General features: G+C 49.7%; 20 protein-coding genes. All 20 read right to left on the minus strand.

Annotated elements, in window-relative coordinates; all coding sequences use genetic code 11:
• Positions 1-323: 323 nt before the first annotated feature.
• The 20 genes from ACZ439_RS26450 to lpdA all read right to left on the minus strand — a co-directional run bounded on the left by ACZ439_RS26450 (position 324) and on the right by lpdA (position 22,428).
• Positions 324-2,072 (minus strand): hypothetical protein, encoded by a 1,749-nt coding sequence (locus ACZ439_RS26450; RefSeq protein WP_054798986.1) that lies wholly within the window; start codon positions 2,070-2,072, stop codon positions 324-326.
• Between the two features lie 147 nt (positions 2,073-2,219).
• Complete coding sequence (locus tag ACZ439_RS26455) at positions 2,220-3,308, minus strand: GerAB/ArcD/ProY family transporter (protein ID WP_464620414.1); 1,089 nt, start codon at positions 3,306-3,308, stop codon at positions 2,220-2,222.
• Positions 3,298-3,552 (minus strand): hypothetical protein, encoded by a 255-nt coding sequence (locus ACZ439_RS26460; protein ID WP_464620415.1) that lies wholly within the window; start codon positions 3,550-3,552, stop codon positions 3,298-3,300. The genes ACZ439_RS26455 and ACZ439_RS26460 overlap by 11 nt, the downstream gene beginning before the upstream one ends.
• A 6-nt stretch (positions 3,553-3,558) precedes the next feature.
• Complete coding sequence (locus tag ACZ439_RS26465) at positions 3,559-4,797, minus strand: Ger(x)C family spore germination protein (protein ID WP_464620416.1); 1,239 nt, start codon at positions 4,795-4,797, stop codon at positions 3,559-3,561.
• A complete protein-coding gene (locus ACZ439_RS26470; protein ID WP_464620417.1) occupies positions 4,787-6,397 on the minus strand; it encodes a spore germination protein in 1,611 nt (536 codons plus the stop codon). The genes ACZ439_RS26465 and ACZ439_RS26470 overlap by 11 nt, the downstream gene beginning before the upstream one ends.
• Before the next feature lie 119 nt (positions 6,398-6,516).
• On the minus strand, positions 6,517-7,662 hold the full coding sequence (gene ssuD / locus ACZ439_RS26475) for an FMNH2-dependent alkanesulfonate monooxygenase (RefSeq protein WP_464620418.1): 1,146 nt from the start codon (positions 7,660-7,662) through the stop codon (positions 6,517-6,519).
• Between the two features lie 27 nt (positions 7,663-7,689).
• Positions 7,690-8,514 (minus strand): ABC transporter ATP-binding protein, encoded by an 825-nt coding sequence (locus tag ACZ439_RS26480; protein WP_464620419.1) that lies wholly within the window; start codon positions 8,512-8,514, stop codon positions 7,690-7,692.
• A 16-nt stretch (positions 8,515-8,530) separates the two neighbouring features.
• The gene (locus tag ACZ439_RS26485) at positions 8,531-9,634 is read right to left on the minus strand and encodes a taurine ABC transporter substrate-binding protein (protein WP_236595895.1); all 1,104 of its coding nucleotides are present in this window, start codon (positions 9,632-9,634) and stop codon (positions 8,531-8,533) included.
• A 38-nt stretch (positions 9,635-9,672) separates the two neighbouring features.
• Complete coding sequence (locus tag ACZ439_RS26490) at positions 9,673-10,488, minus strand: ABC transporter permease (RefSeq protein WP_464620420.1); 816 nt, start codon at positions 10,486-10,488, stop codon at positions 9,673-9,675.
• Between the two features lie 114 nt (positions 10,489-10,602).
• Entirely contained in the window at positions 10,603-10,917 is a 315-nt protein-coding gene (locus ACZ439_RS26495) for a DMT family transporter (protein ID WP_127606002.1), read from the minus strand.
• A gap of 2 nt (positions 10,918-10,919) precedes the next feature.
• Positions 10,920-11,285: a DMT family transporter gene (locus ACZ439_RS26500; protein WP_127606000.1), complete on the minus strand. Its 366-nt coding sequence runs from the start codon at positions 11,283-11,285 to the stop codon at positions 10,920-10,922.
• Between the two features lies 1 nt (position 11,286).
• Entirely contained in the window at positions 11,287-11,832 is a 546-nt protein-coding gene (locus ACZ439_RS26505; protein ID WP_127605998.1) for a TetR/AcrR family transcriptional regulator, read from the minus strand.
• Between the two features lie 202 nt (positions 11,833-12,034).
• Positions 12,035-13,222, minus strand: coding sequence for an acetyl-CoA C-acetyltransferase (locus ACZ439_RS26510; RefSeq protein ID WP_054798980.1), 1,188 nt, complete (start codon positions 13,220-13,222; stop codon positions 12,035-12,037).
• 69 nt (positions 13,223-13,291) lie between these two features.
• Positions 13,292-15,337 (minus strand): (Fe-S)-binding protein, encoded by a 2,046-nt coding sequence (locus ACZ439_RS26515; RefSeq protein ID WP_464620421.1) that lies wholly within the window; start codon positions 15,335-15,337, stop codon positions 13,292-13,294.
• A 73-nt stretch (positions 15,338-15,410) separates the two neighbouring features.
• On the minus strand, positions 15,411-16,385 hold the full coding sequence (locus tag ACZ439_RS26520; protein WP_054795506.1) for an electron transfer flavoprotein subunit alpha/FixB family protein: 975 nt from the start codon (positions 16,383-16,385) through the stop codon (positions 15,411-15,413).
• Positions 16,386-16,398: 13 nt separating this feature from the next.
• On the minus strand, positions 16,399-17,166 hold the full coding sequence (locus ACZ439_RS26525; protein ID WP_155614038.1) for an electron transfer flavoprotein subunit beta/FixA family protein: 768 nt from the start codon (positions 17,164-17,166) through the stop codon (positions 16,399-16,401).
• 40 nt (positions 17,167-17,206) lie between these two features.
• Positions 17,207-18,379: an acyl-CoA dehydrogenase family protein gene (locus ACZ439_RS26530; protein ID WP_127605990.1), complete on the minus strand. Its 1,173-nt coding sequence runs from the start codon at positions 18,377-18,379 to the stop codon at positions 17,207-17,209.
• Between the two features lie 17 nt (positions 18,380-18,396).
• Complete coding sequence (menE, locus tag ACZ439_RS26535) at positions 18,397-19,926, minus strand: o-succinylbenzoate--CoA ligase (protein WP_464620422.1); 1,530 nt, start codon at positions 19,924-19,926, stop codon at positions 18,397-18,399.
• A gap of 20 nt (positions 19,927-19,946) precedes the next feature.
• A complete protein-coding gene (locus tag ACZ439_RS26540; protein ID WP_464620423.1) occupies positions 19,947-20,732 on the minus strand; it encodes an enoyl-CoA hydratase/isomerase family protein in 786 nt (261 codons plus the stop codon).
• Between the two features lie 19 nt (positions 20,733-20,751).
• Complete coding sequence (lpdA, locus tag ACZ439_RS26545) at positions 20,752-22,428, minus strand: dihydrolipoyl dehydrogenase (protein WP_054795526.1); 1,677 nt, start codon at positions 22,426-22,428, stop codon at positions 20,752-20,754.
• Between the last annotated feature and the right edge of the window lie 10 nt (positions 22,429-22,438).

Raw genomic sequence — 22,438 nt, forward strand, 5'->3', positions numbered from 1 at the left:
CCCAAGGGGCCGGAAAAGGAGGCCAAAGAGCCAAGGATTTAGCCTGGAAGAAGAAGTGCAGCGGTTACGAATGGAGATGAATTTCTAATAAAGCCAGGGGGATTTCAAAGGAGATGGAACGAGATGTAAAGCTGTGAAGTTATCCAAACTTTTCCGCTCTGCTACCCGCCTCAATGAAAAAAGCAGGTCGCCGCGGCGCCTGCTTGGGTTGTCTTGATGAAGCTATAATTAACCTTTAGAGTGGCGATTAGCACGTAACCGCGGGTTCCGTCAAGCCGTATAGACACCCTCGCCGTACGAACTGTTGTTTGTTAACCCGTTGATTAGGGCTGTGGTCCAGGCTTTTTCAAATAAAATCTCGCCACATCCATTTCATAGGTGCCGCGCGGGTAAGACACCTGGCTCCTGACGGTGACCTTCGTCAAATACCGGTAATCGTCTAACGTATCCACGGTGAACGAGAAGCGGTCTCCCTCGAACGGAACCTCAAACTTCTTATCCAGTTCATAACCGCCTCCATATACTTGCCGTTCCACTAGAACGGTAAGTCCCGATCCGACTCGCTTAGACGCAGTCCCGCTGAAGACAACCTCAGCCGCTTCCGTTTCCGTATAACCTTGTGCCGGCTGATCGAAGCTGATTCGGCTTATTTTCCCGAATGCGGTTGGATCGGGGTAGTCAATGACGGGATCGGCTGTTTCCGGAGTCAAATTGAACTCAAGCTCTGAGCTGAATAAGATGCGCTGACCGACCTTCAAGTCAAGGTCATAACCGTAGGAGCCGATATCGAACCTAAGCTCCGTTTGAAATTGATATTTGGATAAACCTTTCCGACCTCCGTAATCATAGGCCCCGGCTTCACCGATCAAACCGATCGAGCTGGCGCGGGACGTTCGATCGATACTTCTCCTGTCAAGTATCCTGAGTTCAGGAAATTGACTGACGGTACCCGTCATGTATCCAACAGCATTCGGAGCATAATAATAGTTTCGATAATCTGCAGGCAATCCGTAGTCATCGACTTTGTAGTCGACATACAGGATATCGAGCTTCTTTGTATCCGGATTCCATTGTGAGTTATAGCCAAACAGCTGCTGAAGATCGCGTTCACTAACGAGCACGTCGGAGTCAGCGTCGGCAGGCACGGCTTTCACAGGAAACCTGCCCCTTTGCCCGCCCGACCCATACAATTGGATATCTAATGGATGCTTGGGATAAGCGGTTACGTTAGGTGCATGCGCCATCATGCCGAATATGCCGTTGTATAAACAGAGCGTCACTTGGCCGCAGCCCGAGTGCGAACCCGGACTGGTTCGATCATACCCTAAGGCTTCCCCCATAAAAGCAAGCGAAATCATCGGACTTCCGTCTACGATTTTGCCAATCGTTTGGCCCTGGTATACAACAGTATCGTTGCCAATCACAATATCCTTCAGTTCGATGGAGTTCACCTCGCGAAGAACCAGAGGCGCGTTTTCCATCGGCGGGTATCCCGGCGACTCGCTTTTAGCCGGCGTGAATGCGATAGTCTTTGCTCGTTCATCCCATTCCACCACTCCCATGCGATCCAGGTCGTTTAACCGAATCGCAGTCCGTCCGTTCAAGTTGTACGACGGAATTTCCTGATCCCCATAGTAGGTTCGGATATCGGTATAGAGCACATCGCTGAGCTTCATTCCCACAGGAAGAGCAGCTTCCTGCTCTATCGGCGGCGCCTCCAACGTTTTGGCCGGACGGTTGTAAATGGTCACCTTACGATCCGCAGGCGTCCATACGACGTCAAAGCCGTATTGCCGCAAATCCTCGGCAACAACAGCGGTGTACCCGTCAATATTCATTGAGCGAATGGGTTTGCCCTGGACGTATGCTTTAATATCGGTCGCCAGCACGTCGCCGACATCGTCACCGATGATGGTTGTTCCGTCCGCAGCTTTCGCATCCGCTTGCTGCATCGGCAGCAAACCTGCCGTTAATACAGCAATTGCCGCCGCGGCGAACAGCTTGCGCAGCGAGCCAGCCGGACCTTGACGATCAACCAGTCGACGATGGTCAGCTTTCAATCTTTGCAGCATAGCTCTTCTCTCCCTCTCGAATTCGCATCGTAACCGCTGCCAATCTTCTTAAGCAGTTACCCTGTAAACGCAGCTGTTGCGGGGAAAGTTGCGAGACATAACGGTTTTTTCACGACAGCATGCTTTGGCTCGAGACTTGTATTGCCTTTATTTCACATTCCGAATGGTTGAGATTAACAATAAAATCGCAGGTATACAGAATCCGTGGAGCAAACTGTATAGTGGATAGGCTCCCATAGTAAACCATCTGATTTCAGCCGTATTTTCATAAACGAGCATGGACAAGGCGATAACGAATAATCCATAGGGAAGAATGGTGATACGATAATTTTTCAATTTGAAAAGCTGAGCTGTTGCAAGATTAGCGGCATAAAAACAAAATATTAATTTGACAAAAATAGTCATAATCCAAATAATCGCAACCAAAACTTCTACTCGCTCAAAAAAATTACCGACCCTTATTTCTTTGGCAACATCAAATACGGTAAAGATACTTCTCGCAGCAATGTCCACTCCTAAAACCGCTATTGAAATAACAACGATCAAAGTGCCGAATATAGTGGCGAATATTGCAAATAAGGTGAAATACCTCTTTATTTTTCTTTGTTGGATAACGAATGGAAAAATGATCAAAAAAACAACCAGCTCACTAATTGGAAATCCCAAAAAAGGGTATATGCCTTTGACTGGTATTAGCCATCCATCAGGGAGTATGGGTAATAATTTAGACAAATCGATGTTCTTTAACAGCATCAGTGTGGTCATAAAAAAGATGATGATCACCCAAGGAAATAATACTTCACTCGACCTTGTAATCACCTCGAGTCCCAAATATGCGCCATACATGATAGAAAGCATAAAAATGATGTGAACAACGTGTGTGGGTGTTTGCGGCAATACATTCGTTGTAACAAAATCCCCTACGTTTCTAAGTACCAGCGCACTTAGGTATAAAAAGAACGATACATACATGACACCAACCATTTTACCTAACCATTTGCCCAGAATTCGTTCACTATACTGGACGATGGATTCATTAGGGTATCTCATGGATAAGCGATTCCATAATAACACGAACCAAATAATCACGGTGATGCACAAAAGAATGGAAATCCACGAGTCTTGTTTCGCAATTGAAACGATAATGGAGGGCATGACTAAAGCCGTACTTCCTAATGTAAACATGAAAACAGCAACACCCAATTGCAAGGGTGAAATCTTTCCGTTATCCATCATGAAAATCCTCTCCTTCGGTCCAATGAACAATTGGTTTAACAATGGGCTCCAACAGTGTTCCAATCGCCTTGGTTGGAGATGGGATGGGAAGATCAAGAACTACGCCGATATAAAGGATCACCGCCAATAGCAATACCGATGAAAAAATGATCATCTCTTTTTTCATTTTCTGCTTAAATAACGATCTCCCTTCCCACAAGAAAATAAGGGCTCCGGCTGCAAGTACTCCAATTACTGCGAGCATGTTTTCCTACTCCTTTTTCTCCCTGCGGTCATTTCCAAAATAGGATTTATATCTTAATCCTTCTCTTCTTATTTCTGTATCGACTTCAATATGGACAGGGATCTTTGAGAAAATATACGCCCAATTGTTCATATTTTTTTTCCAATAAGCCGGATTCGCCTTATATACAGCATCAGCAAAACCGAATATATCCGTTTTCAATTTTTTCGCTTTTTTCACCGCATCCAGCATCTCTTTTTTGATTTGTGCTTCCGTTTCCTTGCCGATTTGAGCAAAAGTTTCTTTATCGGTTAGATCCATGTCTGAGCATAATATCTCCGCTATACTCGCTTCCTGCTTTACATGGATAACAATAGATGGTTGTCCCTGTTGAAACTTCCCCTTCATGCTTGTGGTGGAATGTACGACTTCAACAGCAATGTCGCTTTCTTTCTTACAAGAAACGTTGATGACCGTACTTTTCACTTTATCCTGAATCCACGCCGATCCCCTCGATGTCTCAGGATCTAAAAAATCAATCAGCGTTTGATTCTTAAACACGGCCATGCCGTTTAATTTTAAACTCGCTGAAGGATTGATTTTTTCAACGTTTTTATTATTGCCGCCCTTTTTTATATCCCCGATAATTTCAATACTTCCCATTGATATTTCTTTTTTTCCGGAATTGATGTTTGCGATCATCTCTTTGATACTCATACGATAGGAGGTTCCCAAAATTTGTTCGGCGTTCTCAACGGATTCGCGCATTTCGGTTCCGGGGAGCTTTTCTATCGGTGTTTTAATTTTCAAAAGATCGGAAGCTTTTGCACCTTTAGCAACAAGAACATAAAAATCTGTACGAACTTCCGGATCCCTTTCAATAAGATCAAATAATGGAGTTACTCCTTTTCGCGCTAAATCCTCTCCAATTACAAGCACTTGATTATGCGCAAAATATAATCTTCTTGAGGTTTTATTGGCAATTTTTCGTATGGCTTCAAAAACCGTCCGCCCTGTTTCGCTATATGTGGTAACGGAGCTTGAACTTACTCCACTGCTCTTGCTTCCTCCTGATGAAACTTCAGCGGGGTTGACGACTTGGACTGTAAGTTGAATATCCTCGCCTTCGCTTGTATCCATGCCCATGGCAATAACCGTCGAAAGATCATCCAAATATTTGATATCCCAGCATCCCCCCAAAGGAATGAAGTGCAGCAGTATCCATATACAAACAAACATTTTCTTTCGCATCACATTATTCATCATGTCTGGGTTTATCCCCCGGCGGATGGTTTGGCTTCTGATCATGACCTTGTTGCATAAAATCTTCGCTAATCGGAAGCGGATTCGTTTTCATAGCCCAAAACGGAAAACGAAATAACGCATCCTTTTGCTCTTTGAGCATAAACGGAGCAAAAGGTTTTAAGTATGGAACCCCAAACGACCTTAAGCTGGATAAATGTAACACAAGGAGCAATAAGCCAACAGCAATCCCGTACATCCCCAAAGTGCCGGCAAGAACTAAAAAGCCAAAACGCAACAATCGTATGGGGATTGCCAGACTAATGGAAGGAATTACAAAATTTGTGATGGCGGTGAACGAAACGACGATAACCATGGCTGGCGAAACGATGCCGGCTTCCACAGCGGCTTGACCAATGACCAATGCGCCTACAATCGAGATGGTGTTTCCTACTGCACTCGGCATCCTGACCCCGGCTTCACGCAGAACTTCAAATACGATCTCCATCATAAAAGCTTCGATGATAGGCGGGAAAGGGACTCCTTCTCGCTGGGCCGCTAAATGCAGCATTAAGGTTGTGGGTAACATTTCTTGATGGTAAGTTGAGACCGCAACATATAGCGAAGGAAGGAGCAGTGCAATTAACAAAGAAACAAACCGCAAAATTCGCAAAAAATTACCGAAATCAAAACGTTGATAGTAGTCTTCCGCTGCCTGTAAAAAGCTGTTGAACATGACCGGAACGAGCAACACGAAAGGTGTTCCGTCGACCAGAACGGCCACCCTCCCTTCAAGTAAGCCGGCAGCTATAACATCAGGTCTTTCGCTATTGAAAACCGTTGGGAACGGAGTCCATATTCCATCTTGAATCAAGTCTTCAATATATCCGGATTCCAGTATTCCATCAATTTTAATTCGTCCCAAACGATTTCTTACTTCCTGCACGATTTCGTCATTGGCGATTCCTTTGATATACATGATACCGACTTGGGTTAGAGTCACTTCACCAATGATTCTTTCTTCGAGCCACAATTTGGGGCTCCTTATTTTTCTTCGAATCAATGAAGTATTGGTACGAATGGATTCCGAAAAAGCCTCTTTCGGACCCCGGATGACCGTTTGTGTGGACGGTTCGGTGACGCCCCGATTTTCGCCTCCCTTGGTTGCGACGGCAATCGCTTTGTTACAACCGTTGAAAAGCAGTACCGAATCTCCGGATAACATCCCGAGAAAGAGATGCTTCCAATTGGATACTTCTTTTACATCCCCGGAAGTTAGCAGTTGTTCTTTTATGATCTGGAATGCCTGCTCAGCATCTATATCGGGGTCCATGTTGAATGCATCATCTTGAAAACGCATTAAGCTTTCCATAACAAAATCAGAGAGGGTCTTTTGGTCGCATAAACCATCTGTAAATGCAGCCGCGGCGCGAAATTTTCCGGCTACCTGAAATTCCCGGATGATGACATCATGACTGTTCCCCATCTCGGATTTGATGGTTTCCATATTCCTAGTTAAATCATTGTGCAAAGACTGATTTTGAAAGGGTTGCAAATCTTCAATTTCCTGGATTTCGGCACGATCTGTTTTCTTTTTTTTCATCTTTAGAAACTTTGGAAACATGCCTCATCCCCCCTTACAGTTCAACCATTTGATAATTTTTCCAAAATACCTTCATATTATTCCATGTTCGAATAAATACAGAGTCAAAAAAAAGACTCTTGTCACTAGATGGCTCCGAATTAATGTTTGTCCGGAAGAAGCTGCTTGGGCAATATATTTTCAGCTAATATTTCACCCATAGGCTGCAAGGTGACATCGGCCGGACGCTTCGGGTAGGACACCGGAAGTCTTGGGAATAACAAGTCCGCAATCCGATAAGCTTCTTCTAATTGCGGATATCCTGACAAGATGAACGTATCGATTCCCAATTCCCGATATTCAAGCAAACGCTTCGCAACGGAATCAGGATCTCCGACCAGCGCAGTCCCAACCCCTCCCCGAACTTGACCAATTCCCGCCCAAAGATTAGGACTAATCTCCAGCCGGTCCGCGTTCTCTCGAACCAAGCGGGTCATTCGCTGCTGCCCGACGGAATCAAAACGGTCAAACGTTTGTTGCGCTGCGGCGATGTCTTCATCCGTCACATACTGAATGAGCTTATGCGCCTCTGACCATGCTTCCTCAGCCGTATCCCGGACAATGATTTGCACGCGAAGCCCCATCCGGATTTCTCTATTCTGCTGAGCTGCAAGCGCCTTCACATCTTTGATCTTCTCGGCCACCATGTCTGGCGGTTCCGCCCACGTTAAATAGGTATCTATATGCTTGGCAGCGACTCTATGCCCAGCCGGGGAAGAAGCTCCAATGAATAATGGCGGCGACTTATGGTCTAACGGAGGGAACAACAGCTTGGCCCTTTCAACACGAATATGCTTGCCGGTGAAGGTCACTTCCTCACCTGTCATGAGTCGTTTCCAGACGGTCAGGAACTCATCGGTTGCCTCATATCTTTCGGCGTGCGCCAAGAAAATTCCGTCACCGGCCATTTCCACCGGGTCCCCTCCCGTTACGACGTTAATGAGCAGACGGCCCGAAGAGAATCGTTCGAAAGAAGCAGCCATTCGTGCCGCAATACTAACCGATACACCGCCAGGTCTTACCGCCACAAGAAACTTTAATCTCTCCGTAACGGGAAAAAGTGCTGATGCCACGACCCAACCGTCTTCGCAGGCATGACCGGTAGGCACGAGCATTCCTGTGTAGCCCAGCCGATCAACAGCTTGCGCGATTTGGCGAAAATAGGACAGGTCGGTAACTCTGGCGCCTTCCGTTGTTCCCAAAAATCTGCCGTCTCCCATCGTCGGTAAATACCAAAACATTTCCATCTATGAGCTCTCCTCTTCTAATGGTAGTTATTCCTTATGCGAAGCTATTTGTGTGAACAGAAATGTTCGCAGTTCCGCGAATTCCCTCGTGGACCGAATATGTTCAAAAGATTCGTCCGCGAATTTCAAATGAAGCGGATTGTCGAAGTCTTGCACAATTCGGCCTGGACTAGGGTGCATGATAATAATGCGGCTAGCCAGCAGAAGTGCTTCATCCACATCATGCGTTATAAAAAACAGGCATTTTTGCGTTTGTCTCCATATCTCGCGCATATGCTGCTGCATCGATTCCCGGGTTAACGCATCCAGCGCGCTGAACGGTTCATCCAGCAAAATAATGTCGGGCTCAGTAGCTAGCGTACGAGCGATCGCCGCACGCTGCTTCATCCCCCCGGATAATTGGTGTGGAAGCAAGGATGCATAGTGATCCAATCCTACAAGCTGTAAGTATTGTTTGACTCTAAGCTTACGCTCCGCCTTCCGGACTTTCCCCATCTTCAGGCCGAATTCAATGTTGCCCGATATGGAGAGCCAGGGGAACAGGTTGGCATGCTGGAAAACCACGCCCACCTTTGAATCCGGTTTGTTATGTTCCGTGCCGTCGATATGGACCGTCCCGGTAGTCGGCTTGACATAACCTGCGATAATATGGAGCAGTGAAGATTTGCCGCAGCCTGAAGGTCCCAATACACAGACAAACTCGTTCTTTTTCATACGCAACTGAATACCATCCAGCGCCCGAACGGGTGTTGTCGTATGATGAAACTCCAAGGAAATGTCTTGAAGCGAAATGCCCTGGAGTTCATGCAGGAGAACATCCCGTTCAGCAGCAGCGTTATGTTGACCGAACAAAAGGATCTCCTCCTTCTTATTTTTGATACAAATCGTTACGAATCGCTTCTTGGTATACGCTAATTTCAGGAGACTTGGTAATCGATTTTTGCTCGACCAAAAAATCGGCTGTTGCCTTTAATAGCTTAGCGAATTCACCCGGATTGTCCTTGGTTCCCATATATTTGGCATTCGTCTGGTCGGCTGCGTTCAGCACGATAATTTCCTTCATCGCCTTCAGGCTTTCCTCCGGACTAAGACCGAGTTCCTTCGAAAGTGCCTCAGACGCTTCTTTCGGATGATCGATATAATAGTTGCTTGCTTCATCCAATACGGCGATATACCCTTTCACGACTTCCGGGTATTTGCTGACAAAATCTTTACGAACGACGCCGAACTCTCCGGTTAATGCCCCTTTGTCCGCTATCTGCTTCGAGGTAATAATCACCTTTCCGTCGTTTGCAAGCAGTTTGGACTGCACAGGCTGCCATGTGAATCCGCCGACGATATCGCCACGCTGCCAGGCTGCCAGAAGATCTGGCGCTTGCATATCGATGATCTTCACTTCTTTGGGGTCGACATTCTCTTGCTTAAGCGCAGACAGCAGACTGAAATGAGAGGTCGAACCAAAGGTCGTGGCAATCGTTTTGCCTTTCAAATCTTGCAACGATTGGATACCCGAATTGTTCTTCACGACCAGCGCTTCGCTCTCGCCGATGACGTCGTGAATATAATAAATTTGATAAGGAAGCCCTTGTGCGATCCCGGATGCGCCCGGTGGTGTTCCGACCAGACCTAAATCAATTCCTCCCGCAGCCATGGCTACATTCACGTCGCGACCGGAGTCGAATTTCAGCCACGAAACTTTAACATCCGGGAATCTCTTTTCCGCTAATCCCAGCGCTTTGGCCAGCAGTTCCCCGTTTGGTGAAACCTGATAGCCGATTCTGATTTCTTTAGGAAGCTCACTGGCTTTGCCAGGGTCTTGTGCTCCAGCAGCTGTCGGCTTGGCTGTGCTTTCCTCAGCTGCGGATGGGGAGTTCGCCGTACCGGCACTACCGCAACCGGATATGACCATCATCAACGTAATTAATAATAAGATAGCGGTATGTATTTGTTTCTTTGACTTATGAATCAACATGAGACCTCTCTCCCTATCATCTTCATCTTCGTGTGTATCTACTGCCCTTCCGTCCATGGCGATGCCCAACGAATAAGTCTCCGGAGCAAGGCGTCAATAAGGACTGCAATAATCCCCATCATCATAATAGCCGCATAAATAATATCACTTCGTAAAAATTTACTTGCGTCCAACACCATCCAACCGATCCCGGATACAGCCGCAATCATCTCGGCAGCTACCAGTGTGGCATAAGTAACACCAACAGCCGTACGAAGCCCTGTTAATATATCCGGAAGACACGAAGGGAATATGACATACAGGTATATATTCCAGCCGGATGCACCCAACGACTTGGCTCCATGGATTCGATCGATCGGTATGCGCTGACTGCTATAGACCGTCGTAATGAACAGCGGTGCGAATGCGCCCAAGAACAGCAGGATGATTTTGGATGTATCGGTAATGCCAAACCAAAGGACTAGCAGCGAATAATACGCAAGAGGCGGAAGCGGACGATAGAACTCAATAAAGGGGTCGACAATGGCTCGAAGCCACCTCAATCGGCCGCATAGGATGCCTAACGGCACAGCAGTTATACAGGCAGCTGCCAACGCCAGAAACAAACGTTTCATACTGGCGCCAATGTGTCCTGCCAACGACACTCCTTTATAGCCTTCGCGCGCAATATCGAGAAATGCTGTCCAGACCGCAGCCGGAGACGGAACGAATAGCGGGTTCACCCAACCCTTCGTGCTGGCCAGCAGCCATAAGATAAGAGCGATCAAAACGGACAACGCGGAAATACCGTAATAAATCGTGCTGCTCGCTTTAGAACGTCTCTTTTTTAAGTTTCGCACGGGTACTTCTGCCATCCCATCTGTCTACTCCTTTCCATACACGCTGTGAAAATAACCAAGTATCCATAGATATATAGTGGGATATAATGCGTGGTGCACCCTGCTCAGATGGGTAGACACCTTTATTCCTCAAGAAGTCAATTTTAATCCAACAATGCCAATGACAATCATGGCGATATACATAGTTTTTCTCAGGCTGTAGCTTTCATTAAAAAAAATCATGCCCACAATCACTGCGCCTACAGACCCTATACCCGTCCATATGGCATAAGCGGTGCCGACCGGAATGGAAGCAAGAGATAATGAAAGTAAAAAGAGACTGCCTCCCAAGGTTGCTATACAGATAAGGGTGGTCTTGTTCAGCCTGAATCCATGCAGCCTCTTCATCAACACGACACTGACAACCTCTAACAAACCGGCGACGATCAAACAAATCCAATCCAATTTTATAATTCCTCCCGATAACGGGTCGTTGTTTGGTTTACAGGGGGTTCTTTGGCTTCCATGCTTTTTAAACCAAGGATGCCGAAAAACATGAACGAAATAAAGCCTATTCTCATCCAATCTGCGGGTTCATTCAAAAACAGCATCCCTGCGATCACAGTCCCCGCTCCGCCTACACCGGTAAAAACCGCATATGCGGTTCCCGCTGGAAGCATCCGGATCGATTTGACATAACATCCATAACTGATGAGGATACATATAATGGTTGCTATGCTTAGGAGCGGATTGGAGAATCCTTGCGACAATTTCAACCCAATGGCCCAGCCAACATCCATGACACCGCCAACTAGCACATAGAACCAAGGCATGCTAGGCGTCCTGCTTTTCGGTCATTTTCATGAGATAAGCGAGGACAGATGATCGCAATTCTTCATCCAGCGGCGCAAATCCGAACAGTTCACAGAAAAATAATCCGTCTCCGGCCAGCCTGGCCACCGTAGCCTGAACAGGATTTGAACACTCGGCAGCCATTCGATTCTGCCAGGTTATATAGCGTTGGCGCATCGGTTCCAGCAGCTCCGGGTTGTTTGCGGCGGCTGCCAAAACGCCCGAACTCATTTCCAGATCATCCTTGCTAATCTCAAATGTTTTAATCAAATAAGCTTGTGCCCACCCATTGTTCAGATTGGTATTACGCACAGCTTCCTCCGTTGTGTCCGAATCGAATCGGTCCAGAAAATCGCTTAAAATAGCCTGAATGAGTAGCTCTTTGGATGGAAAATGGTATAAGAGACCGCCTTTGCTTACGCCAGCTTCTTTGGCGACGGCATCCAATGTAAGCTGCAAAGCTCCTTTTTCCCTCACGAGGCGACAAGCTACTTTCAATATTGCGTCACGTTTTGAGTTTGATGTCATATGATAGCCCCCTGTTGATTACTATACCGTCCGGACGGTTTATTTGTCAATAAAAAAATACATATTCCCATCGTATTAGTTGGATATAGAAAAGTGCGTCTACGCTGGTCAAGTAACCCGAACTCTCCTTGTTGCCGACATTTCCCTGCTTAAAATTAAAAAATCCCCATTATACGGGGATCTTAATACGTGAGGGTTCGATTTATTCCCTTTCAACAATCGTTGCTATGCCCTGGCCTCCGCCTATGCACAGCGTAGCAAGACCATACCGGGAGGACCGGCGCTTCATTTCATAAAGCAGTGTAACCAGAATCCGGGCGCCGCTCGCGCCAATGGGATGTCCGATCGCGATCGCACCGCCGTTTACATTTAACTTGCTTCTGTTGAATTTGAGCTCCCGGTCAACGGCAAGAGCCTGTACGGCAAAAGCTTCATTCGCTTCGATCAGGTCTATATCTTCGAGGGAGAGGCCTACTTTGTGCAGCGCTTTCCGCGTGGCCGGTACGGGACCGAGTCCCATGACACTAGGATCAACCCCTGCGGAAGCGTTGGCTTTTATAACCCCTAGTGGAGGTATTCCGAGCTTTTGCGCCTTTTCCCTGCTCATGATAAGCAGGCACGCAGCCCCGTCATTGATGCCCGAGGCGTTGCCCGCAGTCACGGTTCCATTCTTGATAAAGGACGGTTTTAATTGGCCGAGGTCCTCAGCCGTGACGCCTTTACGGGGAAATTCATCCGTTTCAAAGACAAGGGCGTCGCCTTTTCTTTGCGGAATCCGAACAGGAGCGATTTCATCCCTGAATTTCCCTTGGGCTGTCGCCGTTTCCGCTTTTTGCTGGCTCCAGGCTGCGAATTCATCCTGCGCTTCCCGGGAAATGGCGTACTTCTCGCACAGGTTCTCTGCCGTGATCCCCATGTGATAGTCATGAAACGCGCACCATAATCCGTCGCGAATGAGGCTGTCGACCACCTGCTGGTCCCCCATCCGGAAGCCGCTTCTGGCGTTCTCCAACAAATACGGCGCTCTGCTCATATTTTCCATTCCACCCGCCAAAACGGCTTCGGCTTCTCCAGCCCAAATGGCCTGTGCCGCTAAATGCACGGCTTTAAGACCCGAACCACATACCTTATTGATGGTCATCGCCGGAATGGATTCCGGCAGGCCGGCTTTGACCGCAGCCTGACGGGCGGGATTTTGTCCCAATCCGGCCTGGTATACATTCCCCATTATAATTTCATCCACTTCATGGGCAGCGACTCCTGAACGGTCAATCGCGCTTTGGATCACAACCGATCCAAGCTCCGTAGCCGGTACAGCGGCTAAGCTCCCGTTAAAACTGCCGATGGCCGTACGAACGGCGCTCACAATAACGGCGTCCCTTCTCGTCATCCCGGTCCCTCCTCTCCTTTACTCCATAAAAAGTCCGCCGTTTACATGCAGCACTTGAACCGGAATTGTTCATGCAAGAGCACGCTCCACGATTTCCGAAATATCCAGTGTCGCGACCCGTTCTTCCGCTTCTTTCGCTTTGACGCCATCGCTCATCATCGTCAAGCAGTACGGACAGTTGCTTCCGATCGCTGTCGGGTTCACGCGCAGCGCCTGCTCGGTCCGCGCGAGGTTGACGCGTTTGCCCTGCGTTTCCTCCATCCACATCATGCCGCCGCCGGCCCCGCAGCACATCGAATCCTGCCGGTTCCGTTCCATCTCCAGCAGCTCCACACCCGAAATGGACTGAAGGATTTTACGCGGGATCTCATAAATTCCGTTGTACCGGCCGAGGTAACAGGAATCGTGGTAAGCAATGGCTTCATGGACCTGTTTGGTCGGTTTGATTCTCCCTTCTTCCATCCATGTCCAGATCAGCTCCGTATGGTGATAAACTTCCGCTTCCAGCCCAAATTCCGGATACTCATTCTTGAACGTGTTGTACGTATGCGGGCAGATCGTGACAATTTTCTTCACCCCATACTTTTCAAAATTGGCGATATTTTTCTCGCACAACTGCTGGAATAGAAATTCATTGCCCATCCGGCGGGCCGTATCCCCCGAATTGTGCTCCTCATTACCCAGAATGGCGAATGGAATTCCAGCCGCATTCATGATTTTGGCGAAAGACTGCGCCACCTTCTGCGTTCGCTGATCGTAAGAGCCCATGGAGCCGACAAAGAATAAATACTCAAATTCATCCACTTCCTTAACCGTCGGGACGACGATATCCTCCCGCCCTTCACGCCATAGGATCCGCTCTGTCCGGCTGATTCCCCACGGATTGCTCTGCCGCTCGACGTTCTGGAAATAACGGACCGCTTCGGACGGCATACGGCCTTCCGTTAATACGAGATGACGGCGCATATCGATAATCATTTCGACATGCTCATTGGCCACCGGGCACTGATCTTCGCAGTTCCGGCAGGTCGTACAGGCCCACAATTCCTCCTCGGTGATCACCTCTCCGACCAGATTTGCCGCTAGTGAATCCGTCGTCCCCGCCTTCTTGACCAGCGTATCCGCTCCGGTATCTTTGAAGACGAAACCAGGCATCCACGCTGTCCGGGAGGTGATGGCCGCTCCCTTTTCCGTTAAATGATCCCTCATCTTGGTGATGACGTCCATCGGCGACAACGTTTTTCCCGTACCCGAAGCCGGACACATCTGGGTGCAGCGCCCACACTCGACACAGGCATACAGATCCATCAACTGGTTTTGGCGGAACTCTTCGATTTTGCCAACCCCGTATGTTTCCTGCGTTTCATCCTCGAAATTTATAGAAGTCAGCTTTCCTGCCGGTTTCGTATCCCGCAGATAGACGTTCACGGGTGCAAAAATGATATGCGCGTGCTTGGACTGCGGGACATAGACGGCAAACGACAGCAGGGTGAGCAGATGAATCCACCAGAACACATAGAATCCTACGCCCGCCGCAGCCGGACCGATGCCGGCGAACCAACCCGCGATGATCGAAGAAATCGGAGCATAGGGGCTTCCCGTATTCCCGAGCCAAAGATGCTCAAAAGCCAGGCTCATCAAGATCGAGAACATCAAAACCGAGAGGAACATGATGACGAGGCCCGCTTTGAATCCCCTTTTCAACCGCGCCAGTCTTTCTATATAACGGCGGTAAAAGGCATAAAGCGCAGCAAGAAGGACGAGTAACGTAGTGACTTCCTGGAGAACGCTGAAATAGGGATGAAATTCCCCGATCGGATATTCAAAGCCTTTGATAAATCCTTTGATCATGAGCTCGATAGCCCCGAACTGAAGGATGATAAAGCCGTAAAACAGGATAAAGTGCATGACGCCGCTTTTGGCGTCCTTGAAAAGTTTTCGCTGCCCGAATAGATGAACGAGAAACTCGTTGATCCGGACCGCGGTATCTTTTCGCAAGTTCGATTTTTTGCCTAGTTGAATGAACATGATGCGGCTGTAGATGACATGAGCGGCAAGGTACAGCGCATATCCGGTTACAGCGAGAAAGGCTATGAAATTTAAAAGTGACAGCATGATCATTCCCCCATCCTCTGCGGGTACCTTACTTGTCGCTGTTTGTTTTTACATCCGGGTCTTCCGTCAGCGGTCAACCCGCCGCATCGTGCAAGGTTTGCTTAAAGGCCTCCGTCAGCATAGGGACAACTTCAAACAGGTCGCCCACGATGCCGTAATCCGCAATCTTGAATATCGGAGCCTCGCGGTCTTTATTGATGGCGACAATCACCTTCGAATTGGACATGCCGGCCAGGTGCTGAATAGCACCGGAAATGCCGCAGGCAATGTATAAGTCCGGGGTTACCACTTTACCCGTCTGGCCGATTTGCAGCGCATAGTTGCAGAATCCCGAATCACATGCCGCCCGGGAGGCGCCCACAGCGGCTCCCAGCACAGCTGCGAGCTCACGGAGCGGTTCGAAGCCTTCCGCGCTCTTCACTCCCCGGCCTCCGGCTACAATGATTTTGGCTTCGCTCAAATCCACGCCGCTCGACGTTCTGCGAACGATGTCTTTGACCAGCACTTTCAGATCTTTGACGTCCGGACGGAAAACAGCCGCAGCGGTTTGGGCAGGAGCTTCGGAGACGTCAATGTTATTCGGGCGCAGCGTGGCATAGATCGTGCCGCTGCGGAATGACTTGATTTGGAACGCTTTACCGGAATAGACCGCCCTTGTAAAGAAAACGTCTTCTCCCGTCACTTCCATTCCAATGCAATCCGAGATCAATCCGACACCCATACGCGCAGCGAGTCTGGGAGCGATATCTCTGCCTGCCGACGTATGACCCATCAGTATGGCATCGGGACGTATCTCCTGAATGAGTTGAAAGAGTGCCTCGGTGCAGTATTCATTGGTTGGATGGGCCCCTTCACCGGAAATCGCGTAAAGCTGTTCCGCGCCGTACTTGCTTATTTCTTCAGCATACGATTCAGCGTCTGATCCAAAGAGTGCGGCTATCAACGGTCCGCCGTCTGCCAGTCTTCTGCCGGCCGTCAAAGCTTCGAACGTTACATGTCGCAAATGCCCGTCTTTTGTTTCCCCGACTACCAGCACTTTTCTACTCATCATCAATCTCTCCCTATACGACCTTTTCTTTGCTGCGCAGCGAATGTACCAGTTCCTTCACCTGATCCTTCAACTCTCCCTGGAGCATGCGACCGGCCTGCTTCGGGGAAGGCAAATATTGATCGACAACCTGGGTATAGATCTGCAATTCTTCCGGCTTCATGTTCAGATCGGCGACGGTCAGCTGCTGAAGCGGCTTCTTCTTCGCCTTCATGATGCCGGGCAGAGACGGATAACGGGGTTCATTTAATCCCTGCTGGGCGGTCGCCAGCAAAGGAAGGTCGACCTCCACTGCCTCTACGTCACCCTCTACATCACGCTCAATGGCGGCTCGGTTGCCGTCGATGGTTAGTTTCGTAATCGTCGACACGTGGGGAATCCCGAGCCGTTCGGCGACACGTACGGCAACCTGGCCGGCTCCCGAATCAATGGCCATATTTCCGGCAAGAATCAAATCGTAGGATTTCCCGTAGATGGCTTTGGCGATGATGCTGGCAATCGCCGCTTCATCATGCTGGCTTTCCTCGGATATCACGTGTATCGCTTGGTCTGCCCCCATAGCCAGCGCAGTCCTGAGCGCGCTTTCGGCTCTGGACGGTCCCACGGTAAGCACGGTCACTTCACCGCCTAATTCGTCCTTCCAGCGGATCGCTTCCTCCACCGCATATTCGTCATAAGGATTGATCACAAATTCCGCGTCATCCTCTTTGATCTTCTTGTTCTCGATGAAAATTTTTTCTTCCGTGCCTAAGCTCTGTTTCAGCAAAACCAAGATGTCCATCCTTCACTCCTCCTCCGCAATCCATCAAGGCAAACGAAAGTTAATAAGACCGCGGCAGACCGAGATCATGCTGCGAGATATAATTCAATATCATTTCTTCAGATACGGGGGCGATTTTGAAAAGTCTGACGTCGCGCCACAACCGTTCAATGTGGTATTCTTTCGCATAGCCATACCCGCCCATTACCTGCATGGCCCGGTCGCAAGCATGGAAGGCTGCTTCGGCGGCGATTAATTTGGCCATGTTCGCTTCGGTGCCGTTCGGTTTCTTCTGATCATAGAGCCATGCGGCTTTATAATTCATCAGCTGCGCCAGCTCCAGTTCGGCCCGAATTTTCGCAAGCGGGAATTGGATGCCTTGATAAGCGCCGATCGGGGTGTTGTTAAACACCACCCGTTCTTTCGCGTAATTCACCGCGAGCTGCAGAGCGAGCTGCCCCGTCCCAATGAGCCCGGCTGTCGTCACAATCCGTTCTGCGTTAAGCGTATCCACAAGGTATGACCAGCCTTTGCCTTCTTCTCCGATCAGGTTGTCTTTATGCACTCTCAAATTTTCGATAAATACCGTATCGGACCGCACACAGCGGGTCCCCACTTTCTCAATAGGCTGAAGCGTAATGGCGGGGTCCTTGGTATCCACCAGGAAGAGGCTGATTCCTTCGGTTTTTTTCTGCACTTCGCTGCGCTTTGTCGTTCGGGCGACGATCAGCATTTTATCAGCCACATCGGCACCGGATATCCAAATTTTTTGACCGTTGATCACGTAATGATCTTCTTCTTTCCTGGCAATCGTCGTGATCTCAAGCGAGTTGCTGCCTGCGTTCGGCTCCGTCAGCGCCATGCAGAAATTAAGCTGTCCGGCGGACATCTTCGTCAGATACTGTTCCTTTTGCGCTTCGCTGCCGTGAAGATCGATCGTCACTCCGCCGAAAACGGGAGTGAGCATAAACAGCTGTGCTACCGTGGACCCGGCCCCCCCTTTAGCCAGCTCCTCGATCACCATGGTCATTTCCATCATCCCAAGTCCGACTCCGCCGAATTTCTCCGGAACGGCCACACCGATATAACCGTTTTTGCCGAGCTCGCTCCATAATTCAGAGACGAATTCGTGCTTGTCGTCCTTTTCCCGCCAATAGTCCAGCCCGAAATCTTCAGCTATTTGTCGAACGCCGTCCCGCATCATTTTTTGTTCGTCGGTTATTTCAAAATTCATTCAGATTCATCCTCCTTCTATTCCCTCAATAGTCTTTTCAGCACTTTACCGGACGGATTCCGCGGAAGTTTATCTATGAATTCCACTTCTTTCGGCACTTTGAATTTAGCCAGTCTGGACATACAATGCTCTTGAATTTCTTCTGCGGTCAGGGTTGCCCCCGGCTTCACGACGACGAACGCCTTCGGCACTTCTCCCCACCTGTCGTTCGGTACCCCGATTACAGAAGCTTCAAGTACTGTCGGAAGTTCATAAAGAACGCGTTCCACCTCCAGCGATGCGATATTTTCTCCGCCGCTGATGATCATATCTTTCTTGCGGTCTACGATAAACAGGAAGCCGTCCGCGTCCAGTCTGCCCATGTCTCCTGTGAAAAACCAGCCGTCTTTAAACGTTTTCCCGGTAGCCTCCGGGTTTTTCCAATATCCTTTTGAGATTTTCGGTCCCCGCAATACGATTTCGCCCACCTCGCCCGGGGAAACTTCATGTCCCTGCTCATCTACGATTTTCAGATCGAGATGCAGGCAGGGCCGCCCGACCGAGCCGAGCTTCTCAAACGTCATGCTGCTCGGCATGAAGGTGTCCCCCGACACCGTTTCGGTTAATCCGTACGCGTCGCAAAACCAGGCGTTTTTAAACAACTGCTGGATTTTTTGGATGAGCGGCTCCGGCATTCGTTCCCCGCCCGCGATAATGTAACGGATCGAATCCAGCTGATATTGATCCGTCGTCGGTTCCTGCAGAATCATGTTGACCATGGCGGGAGCCAGCCAGATGTTCGTCGGCTTCTCTCTCTGGATCGTCTCCAGCACTTCAAGCGTATTGAACTTGTTGACAATGACGATGCTTCCACCGCGATAGAGGGTGCCGGTTGCCGTCAAGTCGAGCGCTCCGACATGATACAATGGCCCGGAGATTAACGTTTTGTCGTCCGGCGTAATATTGAATTCCCAAATATGGCCGATATTTTTCCAGTACAGATTTCCATAGGTAATCATGACGCCTTTGGGCCGGGAAGTCGTGCCGGACGTATACATCAAGCGGTGCAGGTCGTCCAGTTCGACGTGCGCGTCCTGAACGTCGGCGCCCCGGTTCGTTTCTATCAATTGTTCGTATCGGGTCCAACCGGACGGTTCGTTGGCGGACAGCGTAATATAATGCTGAAGCTGCTGCACATTCCCCCGAATGGAATCCAGCGTTTCATGGAAGGAGTCTTCTGAGAAAATAGCTTTGGCATCGGCATTGTCTGCAATGTATGCGATTTCATCGGCGGCTAAGCGGAAGTTTAGCGGCAGAAAGATCGCTCCGATCCGGTTGGCGGCAAAAATAATTTCAAAATATTCGGTGTGGTTAAATAAGAGAATCGCAACCACATCGCCCTTCTTTACTCCGAGATCAAGCAGCCCTTGCGCTAAGGCGCTGACTCTTTCCTGAAGCTCGCGGTACGTCATTCTTTGCTGCTTGAAGGTGATGACTTCTTTGTTCGGGTTGTTTAAAGCGCCTCGGGTCACAAGGGATGAAAAATTGTTATTTCCCATATGTTTCATAAATCAACCCTGCCTTTTGCTTATTTGCCTTCATAATGGGGCTTGCGTTTTTCAAGAAAAGAAGTTAGACCCTCTACTCTGTCCTCGGTGCTGAAGTTGACAAGCCATGCTTCCGCTTCCAGAACCAATGCCTGGTCCAGAGAAATTTCGCTTCCTTGATTAATCGCTTTTTTCGCCTGCATGACGGCAATCGGACTATTGGCTATTATTTTTTCGGCCAGCGTCCGGCAGTAGGGCAACAATTCTTCATGCTTCACGACTTTGTTCACCAATCCGAGCTCCTTGGCTTCTTCGGCGGAAAGACGTTCTCCGGTAAACACCAGTTCTTTGGTGATTCCTTTACCGACGAGCCTTACCAGTCGCTGGGTGCCGCCCCATCCGGGATAAAGGCCGATGCATACTTCCGGCAGCCCTAATTTGGCTTTCTCCGAGGCAATTCGAATGTCGCAGGCCAAAGCGAGTTCCATTCCTCCCCCGAGCGTATAGCCGTTAAGCGCCGCGATGACGACTTTTCGCGAGTCTTCTATTTTCTTCAATACTTCCTGTCCGCGGTACACAAATTTCTCGCCTTCCAGAACACTCATCTGCCGCATCGCCGCAATATCTCCGCCGGCTACAAACGCTTTATCCCCGCCACCGGTAATCATGACCACCCTTGCCTGATCGTCCCGCTCCAGCATCGTGAACGCTTGATCCAGCTCATCCAGAACCGCGTCGTTGATGGCGTTCAATGTTTCCGGGCGGTCCAGGACGATCGTGGCGAGCCCGGAGTTGTTTTCCAACCTGATATATTGAAAAGACTGCATACAAATCTCTCCTTCACGGTTAAGAATGGATGCCGCGTCCCATGCTCGCGAGAATCGCCTCGACCAGCACTTCCGACAGCGTAGGATGCGGGTGAATGGCTAATGCAAATTCCTCTGCGGTTGCCTCCAAATGGACGGCCATCATCGCCTCTCCGATAAGTTCGGATGCGTTCGGGCCGATGATATGGATACCGAGAATTTCGCCGTACCTGGTATCACGCAGTACTTTCACAAATCCAGCGGTTTCCCCGTAAGTCATGGCCCTTCCGTTTGCTTCAAAAGCGTATTTGCCGATCTGATAATCCCGTCCCTGCTCTTTGGCCTGCCGCTCGTTCAAGCCTACGGATGCGATCTCGGGAGACGTGTAAATACAGCGGGTAACCGTGCGGTAGTCCATTCTGGAAGGCCGCCCCATGGCGGCTTCGGCTGCGACGACTCCTTGAGCGGAGGCAACATGGGCCAGGAACTCGATTCCCGTGACGTCCCCAACGGCGTAGATGGATGGGATGCTGGTTCTCATCTGATCATCCACGGCGATTTTTCCGCCTTCCAGCCGGACGCCGAGCTCCCGCATCTGTTCCAGATCCGGCCTTCTTCCTGTCGCCGCAAGAATGGCATCGACCTCAATGGCCTGTGCGCCTTGGGCGGTTTCTACATGTACGACCTTACGGCCGCCATGGATATCGATTCGGGTAACGGTTGCGGAAGTAAGAATTCGCACCTGTTCCTGATGGAGGGATTCCGCGAGAACGCGGGCTAGATCCCGGTCCATCCCGGGCAGGATTTGATCGGCGCTTTCGATCAGGGTAACTTCTGTGCCCAAAGGGGCATAAATACCGGCAAATTCGCATCCGATCGCGCCGGCGCCTATAATGGCCACGCTTCTCGGCCGTTCTTTGCCGGCAAGCGCTTCGGTGCTGGTCATCGGGCCTGCCTCCTTCATCCCCGGAATCTCCGGAATGTGCGGCTGGGAACCGCTCGCCACGATGATATGGTTCGCTTCGATCCTATGGCTCTCTCGGTCTTCCGTCCGCACTTCAATGGTATGCGGATCGACGACCCTGCCAAGTCCCTTGAGCAGCTCGATTTTATTCTTGTGCAGCAGTCCCGCGACGCCGTTCTGCAGCTTTCGGACGACCTGATCCTTGTAATCGATCAAACGGGAGTAATCGACCCGGGGGTTTTCGAAGAAAACGCCGTATTCCGCTGCGGTTTTCGGCATTTTGACGAATTCCGAAGCCCGCAGCAGCGTCTTCGTCGGAATGCAGCCCGTGTTCAGGCAGGTGCCTCCCAAATCGCGTTGCTCGATCAGGGCGACCTTGCCGCCAAGCTGAGCAGCGCGTATAGCGGCGACGTACCCGCCGGGCCCCGCTCCAATCACCGCTACATCGTACTTCTTTCCTTCTCCGGCTGCGCCGGATGCCGCTTGTGAAGCTGAAGACCGTTCCGCCTCCGCAGCTTCCGTCTCCATAATGGCAAGACACTCCCCGGTCGCAACGGTTTCCCCTTCCTGGTGTAGAATAGAGACCATGATTCCGTCGTAAGGGGCGGTGACTTCGACCGTAATTTTGTCCGTCGCAAGCTCCAGAACGACTTGGTCCTTCTCAACCGGATCCCCTTCGGAGACCAGCCAGAGTCCAACGGTCGCTTCCGTCATGGTGAGTCCCGCTTTTGGAACGATAATCTCCTTTTTCATCTTCACTGCT

It is taken from the genome of Paenibacillus sp. JCM 9796, from assembly GCF_055379675.1.

Excerpts from the sequence above, each read along its gene's own strand:
- ACZ439_RS26465 (WP_464620416.1), bottom strand. The coding sequence starts at position 4,797 with ATGATGAATAATGTGATGCGAAAGAAAATGTTTGTTTGTATATGGATA.
- menE (WP_464620422.1), bottom strand. The coding sequence starts at position 19,926 with ATGAAACATATGGGAAATAACAATTTTTCATCCCTTGTGACCCGAGGC.
- ACZ439_RS26460 (WP_464620415.1), bottom strand. The coding sequence starts at position 3,552 with ATGCTCGCAGTAATTGGAGTACTTGCAGCCGGAGCCCTTATTTTCTTG.
- ACZ439_RS26505 (WP_127605998.1), bottom strand. The coding sequence starts at position 11,832 with ATGACATCAAACTCAAAACGTGACGCAATATTGAAAGTAGCTTGTCGC.
- ssuD (WP_464620418.1), bottom strand. The coding sequence starts at position 7,662 with ATGGAAATGTTTTGGTATTTACCGACGATGGGAGACGGCAGATTTTTG.
- ACZ439_RS26485 (WP_236595895.1), bottom strand. The coding sequence starts at position 9,634 with ATGTTGATTCATAAGTCAAAGAAACAAATACATACCGCTATCTTATTA.
- ACZ439_RS26470 (WP_464620417.1), bottom strand. The coding sequence starts at position 6,397 with ATGTTTCCAAAGTTTCTAAAGATGAAAAAAAAGAAAACAGATCGTGCC.
- ACZ439_RS26520 (WP_054795506.1), bottom strand. The coding sequence starts at position 16,385 with ATGAGTAGAAAAGTGCTGGTAGTCGGGGAAACAAAAGACGGGCATTTG.
- ACZ439_RS26450 (WP_054798986.1), bottom strand. The coding sequence starts at position 2,072 with ATGCTGCAAAGATTGAAAGCTGACCATCGTCGACTGGTTGATCGTCAA.
- ACZ439_RS26530 (WP_127605990.1), bottom strand. The coding sequence starts at position 18,379 with ATGAATTTTGAAATAACCGACGAACAAAAAATGATGCGGGACGGCGTT.
- ACZ439_RS26510 (WP_054798980.1), bottom strand. The coding sequence starts at position 13,222 with ATGACGAGAAGGGACGCCGTTATTGTGAGCGCCGTTCGTACGGCCATC.
- ACZ439_RS26515 (WP_464620421.1), bottom strand. The coding sequence starts at position 15,337 with ATGCTGTCACTTTTAAATTTCATAGCCTTTCTCGCTGTAACCGGATAT.
- lpdA (WP_054795526.1), bottom strand. The coding sequence starts at position 22,428 with ATGAAAAAGGAGATTATCGTTCCAAAAGCGGGACTCACCATGACGGAA.
- ACZ439_RS26455 (WP_464620414.1), bottom strand. The coding sequence starts at position 3,308 with ATGATGGATAACGGAAAGATTTCACCCTTGCAATTGGGTGTTGCTGTT.
- ACZ439_RS26540 (WP_464620423.1), bottom strand. The coding sequence starts at position 20,732 with ATGCAGTCTTTTCAATATATCAGGTTGGAAAACAACTCCGGGCTCGCC.
- ACZ439_RS26490 (WP_464620420.1), bottom strand. The coding sequence starts at position 10,488 with ATGGCAGAAGTACCCGTGCGAAACTTAAAAAAGAGACGTTCTAAAGCG.
- ACZ439_RS26500 (WP_127606000.1), bottom strand. The coding sequence starts at position 11,285 with ATGCCTTGGTTCTATGTGCTAGTTGGCGGTGTCATGGATGTTGGCTGG.
- ACZ439_RS26525 (WP_155614038.1), bottom strand. The coding sequence starts at position 17,166 with ATGGACATCTTGGTTTTGCTGAAACAGAGCTTAGGCACGGAAGAAAAA.